Source organism: Methylobacterium sp. GXF4, from assembly GCF_000272495.1.
Taxonomy (GTDB): Bacteria; Pseudomonadota; Alphaproteobacteria; order Rhizobiales; family Beijerinckiaceae; genus Methylobacterium; species Methylobacterium brachiatum.
Map to the genome: position 1 here is coordinate 112,980 of NZ_AKFK01000079.1, position 13,340 is coordinate 126,319.

General features: G+C 68.8%; 15 protein-coding genes. 6 read left to right on the plus strand and 9 right to left on the minus strand.

The annotated features are described in order from the left end of the window. Positions 1 to 4: 4 nt before the first annotated feature. A complete protein-coding gene (locus WYO_RS22405) occupies positions 5 to 874 on the plus strand; it encodes a formate/nitrite transporter family protein (protein ID WP_007566759.1) in 870 nt (289 codons plus the stop codon). 9 nt (positions 875 to 883) lie between these two features. On the opposite strand, the gene WYO_RS22410 is transcribed toward WYO_RS22405, so the two are convergent. Then, entirely contained in the window at positions 884 to 2,164 is a 1,281-nt protein-coding gene (locus tag WYO_RS22410; RefSeq protein ID WP_007566760.1) for an NAD(P)/FAD-dependent oxidoreductase, read from the minus strand. 367 nt (positions 2,165 to 2,531) lie between these two features. Here WYO_RS22410 and WYO_RS22415 point away from each other — a divergent pair, with 367 nt between their 5' ends. Continuing rightward, entirely contained in the window at positions 2,532 to 4,481 is a 1,950-nt protein-coding gene (locus WYO_RS22415; RefSeq protein WP_007566763.1) for a Hint domain-containing protein, read from the plus strand. Further along, complete coding sequence (locus tag WYO_RS22420) at positions 4,457 to 4,828, plus strand: hypothetical protein (protein ID WP_007566764.1); 372 nt, start codon at positions 4,457 to 4,459, stop codon at positions 4,826 to 4,828. Before WYO_RS22415 ends, WYO_RS22420 begins: the two co-directional genes overlap by 25 nt. Before the next feature lie 91 nt (positions 4,829 to 4,919). On the opposite strand, the gene WYO_RS22425 is transcribed toward WYO_RS22420, so the two are convergent. From WYO_RS22425 to WYO_RS22455, 7 genes are all read right to left on the minus strand, one after another. Next, positions 4,920 to 5,405: an ATP F0F1 synthase subunit B gene (locus WYO_RS22425; protein ID WP_193375362.1), complete on the minus strand. Its 486-nt coding sequence runs from the start codon at positions 5,403 to 5,405 to the stop codon at positions 4,920 to 4,922. A gap of 15 nt (positions 5,406 to 5,420) precedes the next feature. Continuing rightward, positions 5,421 to 5,999 (minus strand): F0F1 ATP synthase subunit B', encoded by a 579-nt coding sequence (locus WYO_RS22430; RefSeq protein WP_007566768.1) that lies wholly within the window; start codon positions 5,997 to 5,999, stop codon positions 5,421 to 5,423. A 150-nt stretch (positions 6,000 to 6,149) separates the two neighbouring features. Beyond that, on the minus strand, positions 6,150 to 6,377 hold the full coding sequence (locus tag WYO_RS22435) for a F0F1 ATP synthase subunit C (protein ID WP_007566773.1): 228 nt from the start codon (positions 6,375 to 6,377) through the stop codon (positions 6,150 to 6,152). Between the two features lie 107 nt (positions 6,378 to 6,484). Then, on the minus strand, positions 6,485 to 7,240 hold the full coding sequence (locus WYO_RS22440) for a F0F1 ATP synthase subunit A (RefSeq protein WP_007566775.1): 756 nt from the start codon (positions 7,238 to 7,240) through the stop codon (positions 6,485 to 6,487). Positions 7,241 to 7,313: 73 nt separating this feature from the next. Continuing rightward, positions 7,314 to 7,688, minus strand: coding sequence for an AtpZ/AtpI family protein (locus WYO_RS22445; protein WP_039903734.1), 375 nt, complete (start codon positions 7,686 to 7,688; stop codon positions 7,314 to 7,316). A gap of 188 nt (positions 7,689 to 7,876) precedes the next feature. Further along, positions 7,877 to 8,521 carry a DsbA family protein gene (locus WYO_RS22450; protein WP_007566782.1) on the minus strand — a complete coding sequence of 215 codons (645 nt, stop codon included), beginning with the start codon at positions 8,519 to 8,521 and terminating at the stop codon, positions 7,877 to 7,879. A gap of 114 nt (positions 8,522 to 8,635) precedes the next feature. Then, the gene (locus WYO_RS22455; RefSeq protein WP_007566784.1) at positions 8,636 to 9,118 is read right to left on the minus strand and encodes a DciA family protein; all 483 of its coding nucleotides are present in this window, start codon (positions 9,116 to 9,118) and stop codon (positions 8,636 to 8,638) included. A 131-nt stretch (positions 9,119 to 9,249) separates the two neighbouring features. Between WYO_RS22455 and mutY the strand changes: the two genes are divergently transcribed. Next, the gene (gene mutY / locus WYO_RS29100; RefSeq protein WP_007566786.1) at positions 9,250 to 10,590 is read left to right on the plus strand and encodes an A/G-specific adenine glycosylase; all 1,341 of its coding nucleotides are present in this window, start codon (positions 9,250 to 9,252) and stop codon (positions 10,588 to 10,590) included. A gap of 79 nt (positions 10,591 to 10,669) precedes the next feature. Here the strand turns inward: mutY and WYO_RS22465 are convergent, their stop codons facing one another. Next, positions 10,670 to 11,860 carry a site-specific DNA-methyltransferase gene (locus WYO_RS22465; RefSeq protein ID WP_280109750.1) on the minus strand — a complete coding sequence of 397 codons (1,191 nt, stop codon included), beginning with the start codon at positions 11,858 to 11,860 and terminating at the stop codon, positions 10,670 to 10,672. 610 nt (positions 11,861 to 12,470) lie between these two features. Between WYO_RS22465 and WYO_RS22470 the strand changes: the two genes are divergently transcribed. Together WYO_RS22470 and WYO_RS22475 are read left to right on the plus strand one after the other, a co-directional pair. Next, positions 12,471 to 12,782, plus strand: a complete 312-nt coding sequence (locus tag WYO_RS22470; protein WP_230367526.1) for a septal ring lytic transglycosylase RlpA family protein — start codon at positions 12,471 to 12,473, stop codon at positions 12,780 to 12,782. A 167-nt stretch (positions 12,783 to 12,949) separates the two neighbouring features. Continuing rightward, a complete protein-coding gene (locus tag WYO_RS22475) occupies positions 12,950 to 13,264 on the plus strand; it encodes a polyhydroxyalkanoic acid system family protein (RefSeq protein ID WP_039903737.1) in 315 nt (104 codons plus the stop codon). The last annotated feature ends 76 nt before the right edge of the window (positions 13,265 to 13,340 follow it).

Below are 13,340 nucleotides of genomic sequence, written 5' to 3' on the forward strand. Positions count from 1 at the left end.
GCGGATGATTCGGGACCAGAACGAACGGGCCGACAAGGAGGCCCGGCGCGACGAGCTGCTCAAGGAAGTCTCCGAGATCGGACGGCCGGACGCCTACGTCCTGCACGAGGTGATCCGACTCGAAGGCGACGAGGAGCTGCGGCGCCACGGCCTCGCCCTGTTCCTGTCGGCCTTCGCGGCGGGCCTCAGCATCGCCCTGTCGCTGATCGTCCCCGGGGTGTTGAAGAGCCACCTGCCCGAGGCCGACTGGGTGAAGGTCGTCACCACGATGGGCTACTCGATCGGCTTCCTAGTCGTCGTCCTGGGACGCCAGCAGCTGTTCACCGAGAACACGATCACGCCGATCCTGCCGCTCCTGCACGACCGCTCGATCAAGACGGCGTTCCGCGTGGTGCGGCTCTGGCTGATCGTCCTGTGCGGCAACATCCTGGGAACGCTCGCCATCGCCACGGTGCTGGCTCATGCCGGCGCGTTCGAGCCGCCGGTGCTCAAGGCCTTCGCGGAGATCAGCCACGACGCCATCGCGCACGGATTCTGGTCCACCTTCGTGAAAGGGGTGTTCGCCGGCTGGATGATTGCCCTAATGGTCTGGTTCCTGCCCGCGACCGGCAGCGCCGCCCCCTTCGTGATCCTGCTGATGACCTGGCTGGTCTCGCTCTGCGGCCTCGCCCATATCGTCGCCGGATCGGTGGAGGCTTTCTTCCTGCTGATCACCGGCGCCGCATCGCTCGAGGATTACGGGATGCGGTTCTTCCTGCCGACGCTGCTCGGCAACACGATCGGCGGCGTCACCCTGGTGGCGGTCCTGAATTACGGCCAGGTCGCGCCCCAGGTCGAGGAGACCAAAGAGGTCGAGGGTGAGCGCACCGATTGACGGGCCGCGCTAATCGAGGCTCACCGGCGGACTGATCAGGTGATCGAGGTCGTCGAGGATCCAGGTCATCGTCCCGCGCAAAGGACCGTACAGGCCGATCTGGTGCTGTCGGTACAGCAGATCGTGCGTGAGCCGCGCCGAGAGGCCGTTGAGGCGGCCGCCCCCGAACGTGTAGCGCCCCAGCGTGCCCCAGCCGTTGAAATCCGCCAGGGAGACGATGGCGCCCTTCTCGACGTAGTGGAACGGCGGCAGTTCCGACGCCACCGTGTCCCCCCGGGCCAGCGCCCGCCCGAGATGAGACGCGAGGTGCTGCGCCTGCTGCCGTGCCGCCTGCGCTGTGGCCGGGACCGGCTTGCCCGTCTTGGGATCGGTCTGGCTGGCACAATCCCCGAGGGCGACGATCGCGGGATCCCGGGTCGTGCGCAGGTCGGGACCGACCACGAGTTGCCCGGTCCGCGAGCGCTCCAGGCCCTCGACCGCGCCGAGCACGTCCGGCGCTTTCACGCCGGCCGCCCAGACCTTGAGCCCGGCGGCGATGCGGCTGCCGTCCTGCAACGTGAAGCCGGACGCATCCGCGCCGGTGACCATGGCGCCGGTCCGGACCTCAACGGCGAGATCCGACAAGGTCCGGGCGGCCGCCCGGGATACCCGCTCCGGGAAGGCCGGCAGGAGGCGCGGCCCGCTCTCGATCAGGGTCAGGCGCAGCCTGCGCGGCAGGTCCGGTGAGCCGTAATCCGAAGCCAGGTTGATGGCGTGCTTCAGTTCCGCCGCCAGCTCGACGCCGGTGGCGCCCCCGCCCACGATGGCGATCTCGAGCATCTCGGGGCTATCGAGCCGGGCCAGCAGATGGCGCCGCAGCTGGCGGTGGAACGACTCGGCCTCGGTGAGGTCGTCGATGGTCAGGCAATGCTCGGCCACCCCGGGGGTCCCGAAATCGTTGGCCCGGCTGCCGATGGCGAGGACCAGGAGATCGTAGGCGAGATCCGCCTCCGGCCGCCCCTGCGCCGCCTCGACCGCGAGGCGGACATGACGGGCCGGGCGGTCGATCCCGATCAGGGTTCCCGGCTGAAACCGGAAGCCGTTGCGCCGCGCCTGCGCGAAGAAATCGACCTTCTGCCGGTCGGGCCGGGCGGTTCCCGCCGCAAAGGTGTGCAGCATCGGCTTCCAGACATGGGACAGGCTGCGATCGGCCAGGACCACCTCGGCCTTGCCGCCTCGCCCGAGGCTGGTGGCGACCTCGATGCCCGCGACGCCGCCGCCGATGATCACGATCCGTGCTTTGTCCGCCATGCCGTCTCCTGGAATTTCGTTTCCGGTGAACGCGGTGCAGGCGTCGATGTTCGGACGTGGCTACCAGTCCCTCAAGTGGCCCGTGGCGACCGGCCGGGTGAAGGAGCTTCCAAGCCGCTCGAACGCGCATGGACTGGTCGTCGTCCGATCGCTCAGGGCCATCGCGCTGCGGGCCCGTGCGACGGCCGATCCAAACCGTCCTCGCGCCCGCCGATGGCGTCCTCGGCAACCGGCGGGCTGGGTCGCGAGCTTCAAGCCGGCGCCCTTCGTAACGATCCATTAACCATTTGATCGTTGATGAAAACTGATGTTAAACGCGGCTTTCAGCCATAATTAGCGGAATATCTGCCTAGAAGGGGCGGCTTGAATGGTCGATCTCACCGGTTATCGCCTGACCTTCGACGACGAATTCAATACGCGAAGCATCTCGTCGACCGGTGCCGGAACCACGTATGCCGATACCCGTGCCGAGTGGCGGAGCGCCGACGGGACGGCCGATACCGGCTTCGGGCGGTCCTCCTTCGTGGATCCCGCCTCGGGCTACGATCCGTTCAGCGTCCGGAACGGCATATTGTCGATCACCGCCGTGCCGGACCGGACCCCGTCGGGGGTTCCCGGCAGCTGGGAATCCGGCCTGATCACCACGCAGGGGAATTTTTCGCAGACATACGGCTACTTCGAGATCCGCGCGGATTTCTCGAACGATCCGAATGCCTGGGACGCCTTCTGGCTGCTGCCGAACCAGCAGAGCGCGCAATCGAGCAGCACGAACGGCCACCAGGAGCTGGATGTCGTCGAGCATTACGGCAACGGCGACCGGAGCGTGTACAGCACGATCCACACGACCGATCCGCAGAACGGCATCCGCTGGCAGGACAATCGCCAGGTCGTCACCGAGCTGAACGATCCGTCCGGGTATCACACCTACGGAATGAACTGGCAGCCGGACAAGATCAGCTTCTACGTCGACGGCCAGCTCACCGGCTCGCAGACCACACCGTCGGACCTGCACAGCCCGATGTATCTGCTGGCCAACCTCGCGGTCCGCAGCGAGGGGACCGCAACCGGAAGCCCGATCACGTCGAACATCGACTACATCCGGGTCTATTCCAACAGCGCGAACGCGGTCGCCGTGCCGCGGGGCCGGGTTTCCTCGCCGGATGGGTACGATCCGGGCCTCTACGGGGCCGTGGCCGCCCGGTCGACCTTGACCGTCGGGGCTGTTTCATCGCCCGTCCCGGGAGGGGTGGCCGCGCCATCATCCGTGTCGGGTCCTGCTGCCGCATCGCCGGCCACCGGGGCCGCCGCGTCATCGCCAGCGACCGGTCCGGCGACAGCGTCGCCCGCAACGGGTGCCGCCGCGGCACCGTCGGGAACGGCGGTCGCCCCCGGATCGTCGCTCTCCGCCAACCCGGCCCCGTGCTACTGCACCGGCACCCGGATCCTCACGGAACACGGCGAGATCGCGGTCGAGGATCTTCGGGTCGGCCAGAGGGTCGTGACCGCTTCGGGACAGCGGCGCCCGATCCGGTGGATCGGGACGCGCCGCTATCCGGGGCTGACCGCGCCTCCAGCGGACCGGCCGGTTCGGATCAGGGCCGGCGCCCTGGCCGACGGCGCGCCCGCCCGCGATCTCCGGGTGTCCCCGGACCACGCGCTCCTGCTGGATGGCCTGCTCGTTGCCGCAGGCCATCTGGTCAACGGCCGAACCATCACCCGCGGCGAAGCGGTGATCGACCTGACCTACTGGCATGTCGAGCTCGACACCCACGACATGCTGCTGGCCGAGGCCATTCCCGCGGAGAGCTTTCTCGCCGCCGCCGGCCTGCGCGCGCAGTTCGACGGCGCGGACGCGCGGCCGGACATGGGTTCGGCGCCGAAACCCTATGCCGAGCGTGTCGCGCATGGCCCCGCGCTGACGGCCCTCAACCGCCGCCTGAACCTGCGGGCCGGCCTGTCGGTGGACGCGCCGGGATTCGGGGCGCTTCGCGGCAATCTGGACCTGTGTGAAATCCGGGACGGCGACCTGCGCGTCGCAGGTTGGGCACAGGATACGGCGCATCCGGCCGGACCGGTCTGCCTCGACATCGTGGTGGACGGGATCGTGGTCGCGATGACACTCGCCGAGATCGACCGGCCCGATCTCGGCGCGGCCGCGATTGGGGCGGGGCGGCACGGATTCGACCTCGGCCTGGAGAGCGGCCTGATGCCGGCAGTGCTCCACATGGTGTCGGTGCGTCGTTCGATGGACGGCGCGATGATCGGCGCGATGGTGTTCGATGCCGCGAGCGGATGGCGCCCGGCACAGGTCGCCTGATCCTAGAAGGGGCCGCCGTGACGCTGCGGGGCAGTATCGACGTGCTCAGCCACCGCCGCATCGTCGGCTGGGCCTGGGAGATGGACGCGCCGGACGTTCCGGTGACCGTCCTGGTCGCGATCGAGCGGCGCGTCCTCGGACGGTGCCGGGCCGACCTGTTCCGCGAGGATCTCGCGATCGAGGGCATCGGGACGGGACGGTGCGGCTTCGCGTTGGACCTTCCGCCCGGCCTGCTGTCGCCCCGCCAGGATTACGCGATCAGCGTGCGGCGGGAGGGCGACGGGGCGCATGTGCCCGGATCGCCCTACGTGCTGGCCGCGACGTTCCGGATCGTCCCCGCGCCGTAGCCCGCGTCGCCGTCACGATCGTCGACCGGGACCACCCATGAAAAAAGCCGCCCGGAGGCGGCTTCTGGTCGGTGGATCCGCTCCCGGACGATCAGGACCGGAGGCGGGTCCGGACCTCGCCGAGGCTGGCGCGGATCAGGCCCTGGGCGGCATCGCCCTGCAGCCGCTCGCGCAGGATCGTCTCGGACACCTTCACGGCCGCGTCGGCAGCGGCCGCACGAACCTGGGCCTCGGCCTGGACCTCGGCCTGGGCGATCTTGGTCTCGGCGGCCTTGGTACGGCGGGCCAGGAAGTCGTCGAGCTTGCGGTGGCCCTCCTCGGCGGCGCGCTTGGCCTCCTCGCGGGCGCTGGCGATGATCGCCTCCGCTTCCTTCTCGGCCTCGGCGCGACGGCGCTTGTAGTCGGCCAGCACGGTGGCGGCCTCCTCGCGCAGGCGCTTGGCCTCGTCGAGTTCGTGACGGACGCGGTTGGCGCGGCCGTCGAGGCCCTTGGTCATCGCCGAGAAGGCACCGGCCTTCCAGGCGATACCCATGAAGATGAAGAACGCGACGGCGACCCAGAATTCGGCTTCGAGCAGCATCGTGGGTTCCCGTTAATGTGCGGTGGCGTCAAGGGCGCGGTCGAGCGTCGCCGAATCGGGCGCCTGGCCCGTCAGGCGCTCGACGATGGCCGACGCGGCCTCGCCGGCGATGCTGCGGACGTTGCCCATCGCGGCCTCGGTCCGGGCGCGGATCGTCGCCTCGGCGGTGGCGAGCTTCGCGTTCAGCTCCGTCTCGAGCGCCTTGCGCTTGGCGTCGGCCTCGGCGGCCAGCTCGTTCCGGGTGGTCTGGGCGATGTCGCGGGCCTTGCCCTGGGCATCGCGCAAGGCGGTCTCGTAGGCGATTCCGGCGGCGTCGGCCTCGGCCTTCATCGCCTGGGCCTGGTCGAGATCGGCGCGCAGGCGCTCGGCGCGGGCATGCAGGATCGCCTGGATCCGCGGCAGCGCGACCTTGTCCATCAGGTAGTAGAGGAGACCGAAGGCCAGCGCGAGCCAGATCAGCTGCGACAGGAATCCGGAGGTCTCGAAGGGCGGGAAGGCGCCGCTATGCGCTTCGGCATGCTCGACATGGCCGGGCACGAGCTGCGTGTCGGCGCCCGGGGGCGGCGTGGTGAGGGGATTCGGCTGCGCCATGAGACCGCTACACTGACACCGTTCGCTTGGGTCACCGCCGACGCGGTGACGGAAGAAGGTGGACGCCTCGTTCGCGAAGCGCCCACCTGGTGGTCGGGCGGTGAGAGCCCGGTGGAGGCCGCGTCGCCCGCGGCCCCCGAAGCGCGTCGATCAGACGGCGAAGAGCAGCAGCAGCGCGATGAGCAGCGAGAAGATGCCCAGCGCCTCGGTCAGGGCGAAGCCCAGGAGCAGGGTGGCGCGCTGGCCGTCGGCCGCGGAGGGGTTGCGAAGGGCGCCGGCGAGGAACTGACCGAACAGGTTGCCGAGGCCGATGCCCGCACCCGCCATGCCGAGGCAGGCGAGGCCGGCGCCGATGTACTTCGCAGCGACGGGATCCATGATAACTCCTGAGGTCTCTTCAGATCGAAACGTGCGGTGACGTTCGCGGCGGGTGGAGCCGGCCAAACGGGGAGGCCGGGGTGAAGCTGAGCGGCCGGGGCGTGAGCCTAGTGGCCGGGGTGGAGCGCGTCGTTGAGGTAGATCGCCGTCAGCGTCGCGAAGACGTAGGCCTGAAGCGCCGCAACGAGGAACTCGAGAGCGGTGAGCGCGATCGTCAGGAACAGCGGAAGCGGCGATAGCACGCTCCAGGCACCTGCGAGAAGAAGCTGGACCACGAAGAACGCGAAGATCTTCATCGCGATGTGGCCGGCGAGCACGTTGGCGAACAGACGCACCGACAGGCTGATCGGCCGGGAGATGAACGAGATGATCTCGATCGGCACCAGGATCGCCAGGAGCGGCTTCGGCACGCCCGACGGCACGAACAGGCCGAAGAAGTGGGTGCCGTGCTTCATCACGCCGTAGATCACCACGACCGAGATCACCAGGGCGGCGAGGCCGAAGGTGATGATCAGGTGGCTGGTCACCGCGAAGGCGTAGGGGATCATGCCGAACAGGTTCAGGATCAGCACGAACATGAACAGCGAGAAGACCAGCGGCATGAACCGCTTGCCGCCGTCGCCGGTGGCCTGGTGCAGCGTATCCGCGATGAATTCGTAGAAGATCTCGGCCAGAGACTGCATCCGCCCCGGCACAACCGAGCGCGAGGCCGTCGCCACCACGGTGATCAGCGCGATCACCCCGACGGCGGCGAACATGTACAGAGCGGATTGTGTGAAGGCGAGTTGCTGATGGCCAATATGGCCCAGCGATACGAGCGGCTTCAGCTCGAACTGATGGATCGGGTCGATCGTGACCGCCATTCCCGCTTCCGCCCCTCTTGATCCGGCGCATCGACAGCGTCGATCGCCTCAAACCTCTATCGACCGGCGTGCCTTATGGCTCTTGCCCGTCGCCTCGTCCGGGACGCGTGCCGGCAAAACCTGACACCCGCATCACGTTGTAGATCCCCGCCACGAACCCCAGCATCAGGAGGACGATCAGGCCCCAGGGTTTCGTCCCGAAGACATGATCGACGATCCAGCCGAGTATGCCCCCCGCGATCACGCCCGCGACGAACTCCGTGGAGATCGTCATGGCCTGGCCAAGCGAGGAGGGCCCGGTACCCCGAGGCCGCAAGGAAGGATCGGGAGCGGCTTGCGGACGCTTCCGTTCGATCTGCGTCTCGAGACGTCTGAGCCTCGCGGAGAGTTCGCTGTCCGTCGGCGTTCCCTCGGTCCCGTTCCCGTCCCTGGAATCGTCGCCGTTCACGGCTGAAACTCACAGGGCGGGAGGATCTGAAACCGGCTGGACGCCCCCATCAAGCGGGCGCACCATAGTTTCGCCTATCTTGGGTGTCAAGGCGACGCCGATACAGAGCAAGTCGTTGATTTCGATCTGCTTTTCCGGTTTTTGGGCCAGCGTGGCAGCGGTGCTTCGCGCAACGTGCCACAGACACATCAGGCGCCCAGGATCGGCTTGATCACCTTCTCCATGCCGTCGATCGTCATCTCGCCGGTGTAGCGCTCGCCGTTGATGAAGAAGGTCGGCGTCGAATCCACCTTGAGAACGTCGAGCCCGCGCTGCTTCACGGCGTTGACCGCGCCGTAGACCTTCTGGTCCTTCAGGCAGGCCTCGAACGTGTCCTTGGTGTAGCCGGCCTGCCGGAGCATCTGTTCCAGGGCGTCGACCGGCTTCGGCGTGAAGGCCCAGGCCGGCTGCTGGTCGAACAGCAGGTCTGTGATCGGGTAATATTTGGCATCGCCCTGGCAGCGCGCCAGCATGAAGGCGGCGGTGGCCAGCGGGTCGAGCGGGAATTCGCGCAGGGTGAAGCGCACCTTGCCGGTATCGATGTAGCGCTCCTTGAGCACCGGCCAGGTGGTGCGGTGGAAGGCGGCGCAGTGCGAGCAGGTCATCGAGGCGTATTCGATGATCGTGCACTTGGCGTCCGCCGGACCGAGCCAGACATCCCCGAGCGGACCGGGCTGCATCAAGGCCGCCAGGTCGGCGTTCTGGGCCCAGGCCGAGCGCGCCAGGTAGGGGAGGGCGAGGCCGGCGCCGAGCGCGAGGCCGGTGAACTTGAGAGCGTCGCGTCGCGTGGTCATGGGCAGGCTCCGCCGAATTCGTCGGTCTTGGCGTCTTAGGCTTGGCGTCCCGGTTCGGGTACTCGGGCGCGGCTGTCCTGGCAAGGCGACGCAATCGCCACCGAAACCTGTGGGTTAGCGCTCCGGCCGAGTCGCCACGGCCGCGATCCCGAGCCGATCCAGGGCGGCACGCAGGCCGTCATCCTCGATCGCCGCCACGGCGCGCTTCACCTCGACGGCCTGGGACGGGTCGACGCCGATCCGCGGCGCCGGCCGGCCGCCGCGGCCGACCCGGTCCTGCTGCAGCACGATGCGCGAGACGCAGGCCCAACCGTAATGCGCGTTGATGCGCTGGATCACCACCGGCGCCAGATGCTGGAGCTCGATGGCGAAGACGCCCTCGACCCGGACCACCAGCGTCCCGGATTCCGGTGTGTCGGAATCCTTGCGGCGGCGCTTGGGCCATTCGAGTTTCGAGGGCCGGCAGTAGCGGGCCAGCCGCTCGCCCACGATCTCCGGCCAGGCGGCCAGGATGTCGGTCGACGCGAAGCCCTGCGCCGCGAAGGCCGGCCCGATGCAGCTCTCGATCAGCTCGGCCAACGGTTTGACGCGCGCCATGGTGTTTCGGGCCTCGCCATCCTTCACGTGAGTCGCACGAGGTTAGCGCAGCTTCGTTGACGAAGGGAGCACGAGCCCGGCGTTTCGCGGCCCTATGATCGTCCGGCCCCGCCTTGTATGCAGCCTCGCCCATGCCGCCCTGCCCAGCCCCGGATCCCGGGTCCGCCCCCGGACCCCGCGCCGACGACCTGCTCGCCTGGTACGACCGGCACCGGCGGGTCCTGCCCTGGCGCGCGCTCGCCGGCGAAACGCCCGATCCCTATCGGGTCTGGCTCTCGGAGGTGATGCTGCAGCAGACCACGATCGCGGCGGTGCGCCCGTATTTCGAGCGTTTCCTGACCCGGTTCCCGGACGTCACCGCGCTGGCCGAGGCCCCCGAGGAGGCGGTGATGTCGGCCTGGGCCGGGCTCGGCTACTATTCCCGGGCGCGCAACCTCCATGCCTGCGCCAAGGCGGTGGCGGCTGCGGGCCGCTTCCCCGACACGGCCGAGGGCCTGCGCAAGCTTCCGGGCATCGGCGCCTACACGGCCGGGGCGATCGCCGCGATCGCGTTCGAGCGGGCGGAAGCCGCGGTCGACGGCAATGTCGAGCGGGTGCTCAGCCGGGTCTTCGCCGTGGAGGCGCCGCTGCCCGGCAGCCGCCCGGAGATCCGCCGGCTGACCCAGGCCCTGGTGCCGCATGACCGGCCGGGCGACTTCGCGCAGGCGCTCATGGATCTCGGCGCGACGATCTGCACGCCCAAACGCCCCGCCTGCGCCCTCTGCCCCTGGATGCTGCCCTGCCAGGCGCGGGCGCGCGGCACGCAGGACACGTTCCCGCGCAAGATCAAGGTCGCCAAGGGGGCGCTGCGCCGCGGGGCGGCCTTCGTGGCGATCCGCAGCGGCGACGAGGCGGTCCTGCTGCGGACCCGCCCGCCGGAGGGGCTGCTGGGGAACATGGCGGAACCGCCGGGCAGTGCCTGGGAGCCGGATTACGACGTCGCGGCGGCCCTCCTGGATGCGCCGATCGACGCCCGCTGGAAGCGCCTGCCGGGGCTCGTCCGCCACGGCTTCACGCATTTCCCGCTGGAGCTGACCGTGTTCTCGGCGCGGGTCGCGCTCTCGACCCCGACGCCGCCCGGCATGCGCTTCACCCCGCGCACCGCTTTGGACGAGGAGCCGCTGCCCGGCCTGATGCGCAAGGTGCTGGCCCACGCCTTCGACCCGAAGCCGGAGCCCGAGAAGAAGCCGCGCGGTCGCCCGAAGAAGGAGCCGCCGGCGATGCCGCTGCTCGCGGCCATGGAGGCGCCGATCTCGATGGAAGATCCGGAGCCGCGCCCGAGCGTGCGCGCGGTGCCCAAGCCCCGACCCAAGCCGGCACCCGAGCCGCCGCCGGAGATGGACGATTTTCCGGACGCCGAGCCGGAGGCGCTTATCGCGCCGCCGCGCGCCCGGCCGACGCCGCGCCGACCGGGCGCCGCGCGACGTCGCTAGCTCCGCCTAGGGAACGGGTTCCCAAAGGGCTCAGCCCTTTGGTGGGGGCCGGGGCAAAGCCCCGAGACCTTTGCAGGGCTCAGCCGTTCGCCATCGCCTGGCGCAGTCCGGCCCGGTAGCTGTCGATGACAACCGGCTTGCCGGAGCGCTCGACGTGCCAGAAGGTCCAGCCGTTGCAGGCCGGGAGCCCCTGGACCAGGGCGCCGATCTTGTGGATCGAGCCGATGACCAGGCCGTTGTCGAGCTGGCCGTCCGGACGCACCGTGGCGCGGAACCGGCGGCGCTCGTCGGTGACGATCTCGCCGGGGTGGATATGCCCGGCCTCGATCACCGAGAGGAACGGCACCCGCGGCTCGGCCCGCTTGGTTGGCGCCACCATGAGGGCGGCCTTCGACAGCGGCTGGACGGCGGCGATCCGCTCCATCGCGGCCTTCGCGTAGGTGGCCTCGCGCTCGATGCCGATGAACCGCCGGCCGAGGCGCTTGGCGACCGCCCCGGTGGTGCCGGTGCCGAAGAACGGATCGAGCACCACGTCGCCGGGATTGGTCGCCGCCATCAGGGTGCGGGCGAGCAGGGCTTCGGGCTTCTGGGTCGGGTGGACCTTGTGGCCCTGCGCATCCTTCAGCCGCTCCTCGCCGGTGCAGAGCGGGATGAACCAGTCCGAGCGCATCTGGAGGTCTTCGTTGCCTCCCTTCAGCGCGTCGTAATGGAAGGTGTAGCCCTTCGACTCCGCCGAGCGCGAGGCCCAGATCAGGGTCTCGTGGGCGTTGGTGAAGCGCTTGCCGCGGAAGTTCGGCATCGGGTTGGCCTTGCGCCACACGATGTCGTTGAGGATCCAGTAACCGAGATCCTGCAACGCGCTCCCGACCCGGAAGATGTTGTGGTACGACCCGATCACCCAGAGGGTCGCGTTCGGCTTCATGACGCGCCGGCAGGCGGCGAGCCAGTCCCGCGTGAAGGCGTCGTAGGCCTCGAAGGTCGCGAACTTGTCCCAGTCGTCGTCGACCGCGTCGACACGGCTCTGGTCCGGGCGCAGCAGGCCGGCTTCGCCGAGCTGCAGGTTGTAGGGCGGATCGGCGAAGACGCAGTCGACGCTGGAAGCCGGCAGCGCGTTCATGGCCGAGATGCAATCCCCGACCAGCACTTGGTCGAGGGGGAGGGGACGCTGGGTGGGTACGAGACCCATCCGTGGCGCCGACGCGGGCCGCCCGGCACGCGAGACCTGTTTCCGGGCGACGGCGTCGGCAGCCACGGTACGCGGGGAAGCCATGGCAAACACCGGTTACGCGACTGACCGGCAGACCATGCGTCGGATACGGTAAAGGTCGCGTTGTCGAAATTGCTCGGCCGCCGTCCCGTTCTGGGGCTGCAGTTTTTGCCGAGCGCGTCCCGCCCAGTCCTTCCACAGATCAAGCGCCTATTGTGCGGCGCATTGAGCCCGCCCGTCTTCTGCCACGGCGCGGCTGATCAGACCGCGCGCCGTCCGAGAGCCGCCATTCCTGTGGTCCGTGCCGGCACGACTGATTTCGGGTTTCGTCGGCGCCCGCATCCAGCTCAGTGGGACGCAGGGTCACACTCAGCGCAGGGCTTAGGAATTTAGGCAGATCCGAGGATCGCTGCACATGACAGTTGTGTGACGCAGCGATTACCTAAGGGGACTGTCGGTCTTACAAATCGTAACAAAGTTAGAAATAAACTGAAATAGAACGCGCTGTAATCCACATGACCAGGCAGAACCCGGCTAAAATGTGACGTCAACCGATCCGAAAACCCCGCCATATTCCGGCCCGTTTCTCGAACGACTGGCGCCGCCCCGGAAACAACAAGGGAATGCGGGAAGAATGACATCTGGTTTCGGTAAGTTCGTGGCCACCGTTGGAATGCTCTCAGCCTTCGTCGGAACGACCCTCCCGGCTGCCGCCCAGAGCGGCGCGGCCTCCTGGTACGGGAGCGGCTCTCGCACCGCGAACGGCGAGCGTTTCAACCCCAACGGACTGACCGCTGCCCATCGCAGCCTGCCGTTCGGAACCCGGGTCCGCGTCGAGAACCGCCGGACCGGTCGCTCGGTGGTGGTGCGGATCAACGACCGCGGCCCCTTCGTGCGTGGCCGCATCATCGATCTCTCGAGGGGCTCGGCCCGCGCGCTCGGCATGGGCGGCACGAGCTACGTCTCGCTTCAAGTCCTGAACTGAGGACCCGGCGCCACCTGCGCCCGATCGCGGATCGGGATCCGATCCGGCTGCGCGCCCCCTGACGGCGCCCGGATCGGACCGATCCTGAAGCCGAGCGGCCTCCCGACGTTGCCTGCGGCGTCGGGAGGCCCCATGTGCTGTGGGAGCAGCCCGGATCCAGCCGCCCCATGCCCAAGCCCCTGATCGTCGATATCCCGCATGACCTCGGCCGCGACGAGGCCAAGCGGCGCCTCGAACACGGCACCGACCAAGCGCGGGCCTTCCTGGCCAAGAGCGGCGTCACCATCGACCAGCTCGCCTGGACCGGCGACCGGCTCGATTTCGGCGTCTCGGCCATGACCCAGAAGATCGGCGGCACGATCGATGTCGGCCCCGAGAGCGTGCGCCTCGAGGTGAAGCTGCCGTTCCTGCTCGCCCTGTTCGCCGAGAAGATCCAGAAGGTGGCGAGCAAGGAAGGCAATCTCCTGCTCACTAAGAAGTAGCGCGCCGGAACCCCAGCCGCAGGCCTTCGTTGCCGCCCGAACGGTGCGGGACAGCACCGCGGGCCCTCTGGAGGAC

Excerpts from the sequence above, each read along its gene's own strand:
- WYO_RS22470 (WP_230367526.1), top strand. The coding sequence starts at position 12,471 with ATGCTCTCAGCCTTCGTCGGAACGACCCTCCCGGCTGCCGCCCAGAGC.
- WYO_RS22435 (WP_007566773.1), bottom strand. The coding sequence starts at position 6,377 with ATGGATCCCGTCGCTGCGAAGTACATCGGCGCCGGCCTCGCCTGCCTC.
- WYO_RS22465 (WP_280109750.1), bottom strand. The coding sequence starts at position 11,860 with ATGGCTTCCCCGCGTACCGTGGCTGCCGACGCCGTCGCCCGGAAACAG.
- WYO_RS22415 (WP_007566763.1), top strand. The coding sequence starts at position 2,532 with ATGGTCGATCTCACCGGTTATCGCCTGACCTTCGACGACGAATTCAAT.
- WYO_RS22420 (WP_007566764.1), top strand. The coding sequence starts at position 4,457 with ATGGCGCCCGGCACAGGTCGCCTGATCCTAGAAGGGGCCGCCGTGACG.
- WYO_RS22455 (WP_007566784.1), bottom strand. The coding sequence starts at position 9,118 with ATGGCGCGCGTCAAACCGTTGGCCGAGCTGATCGAGAGCTGCATCGGG.
- WYO_RS22410 (WP_007566760.1), bottom strand. The coding sequence starts at position 2,164 with ATGGCGGACAAAGCACGGATCGTGATCATCGGCGGCGGCGTCGCGGGC.
- WYO_RS22405 (WP_007566759.1), top strand. The coding sequence starts at position 5 with ATGATTCGGGACCAGAACGAACGGGCCGACAAGGAGGCCCGGCGCGAC.
- WYO_RS22440 (WP_007566775.1), bottom strand. The coding sequence starts at position 7,240 with ATGGCGGTCACGATCGACCCGATCCATCAGTTCGAGCTGAAGCCGCTC.
- WYO_RS22450 (WP_007566782.1), bottom strand. The coding sequence starts at position 8,521 with ATGACCACGCGACGCGACGCTCTCAAGTTCACCGGCCTCGCGCTCGGC.
- WYO_RS22430 (WP_007566768.1), bottom strand. The coding sequence starts at position 5,999 with ATGGCGCAGCCGAATCCCCTCACCACGCCGCCCCCGGGCGCCGACACG.
- mutY (WP_007566786.1), top strand. The coding sequence starts at position 9,250 with ATGCCGCCCTGCCCAGCCCCGGATCCCGGGTCCGCCCCCGGACCCCGC.
- WYO_RS22475 (WP_039903737.1), top strand. The coding sequence starts at position 12,950 with ATGCCCAAGCCCCTGATCGTCGATATCCCGCATGACCTCGGCCGCGAC.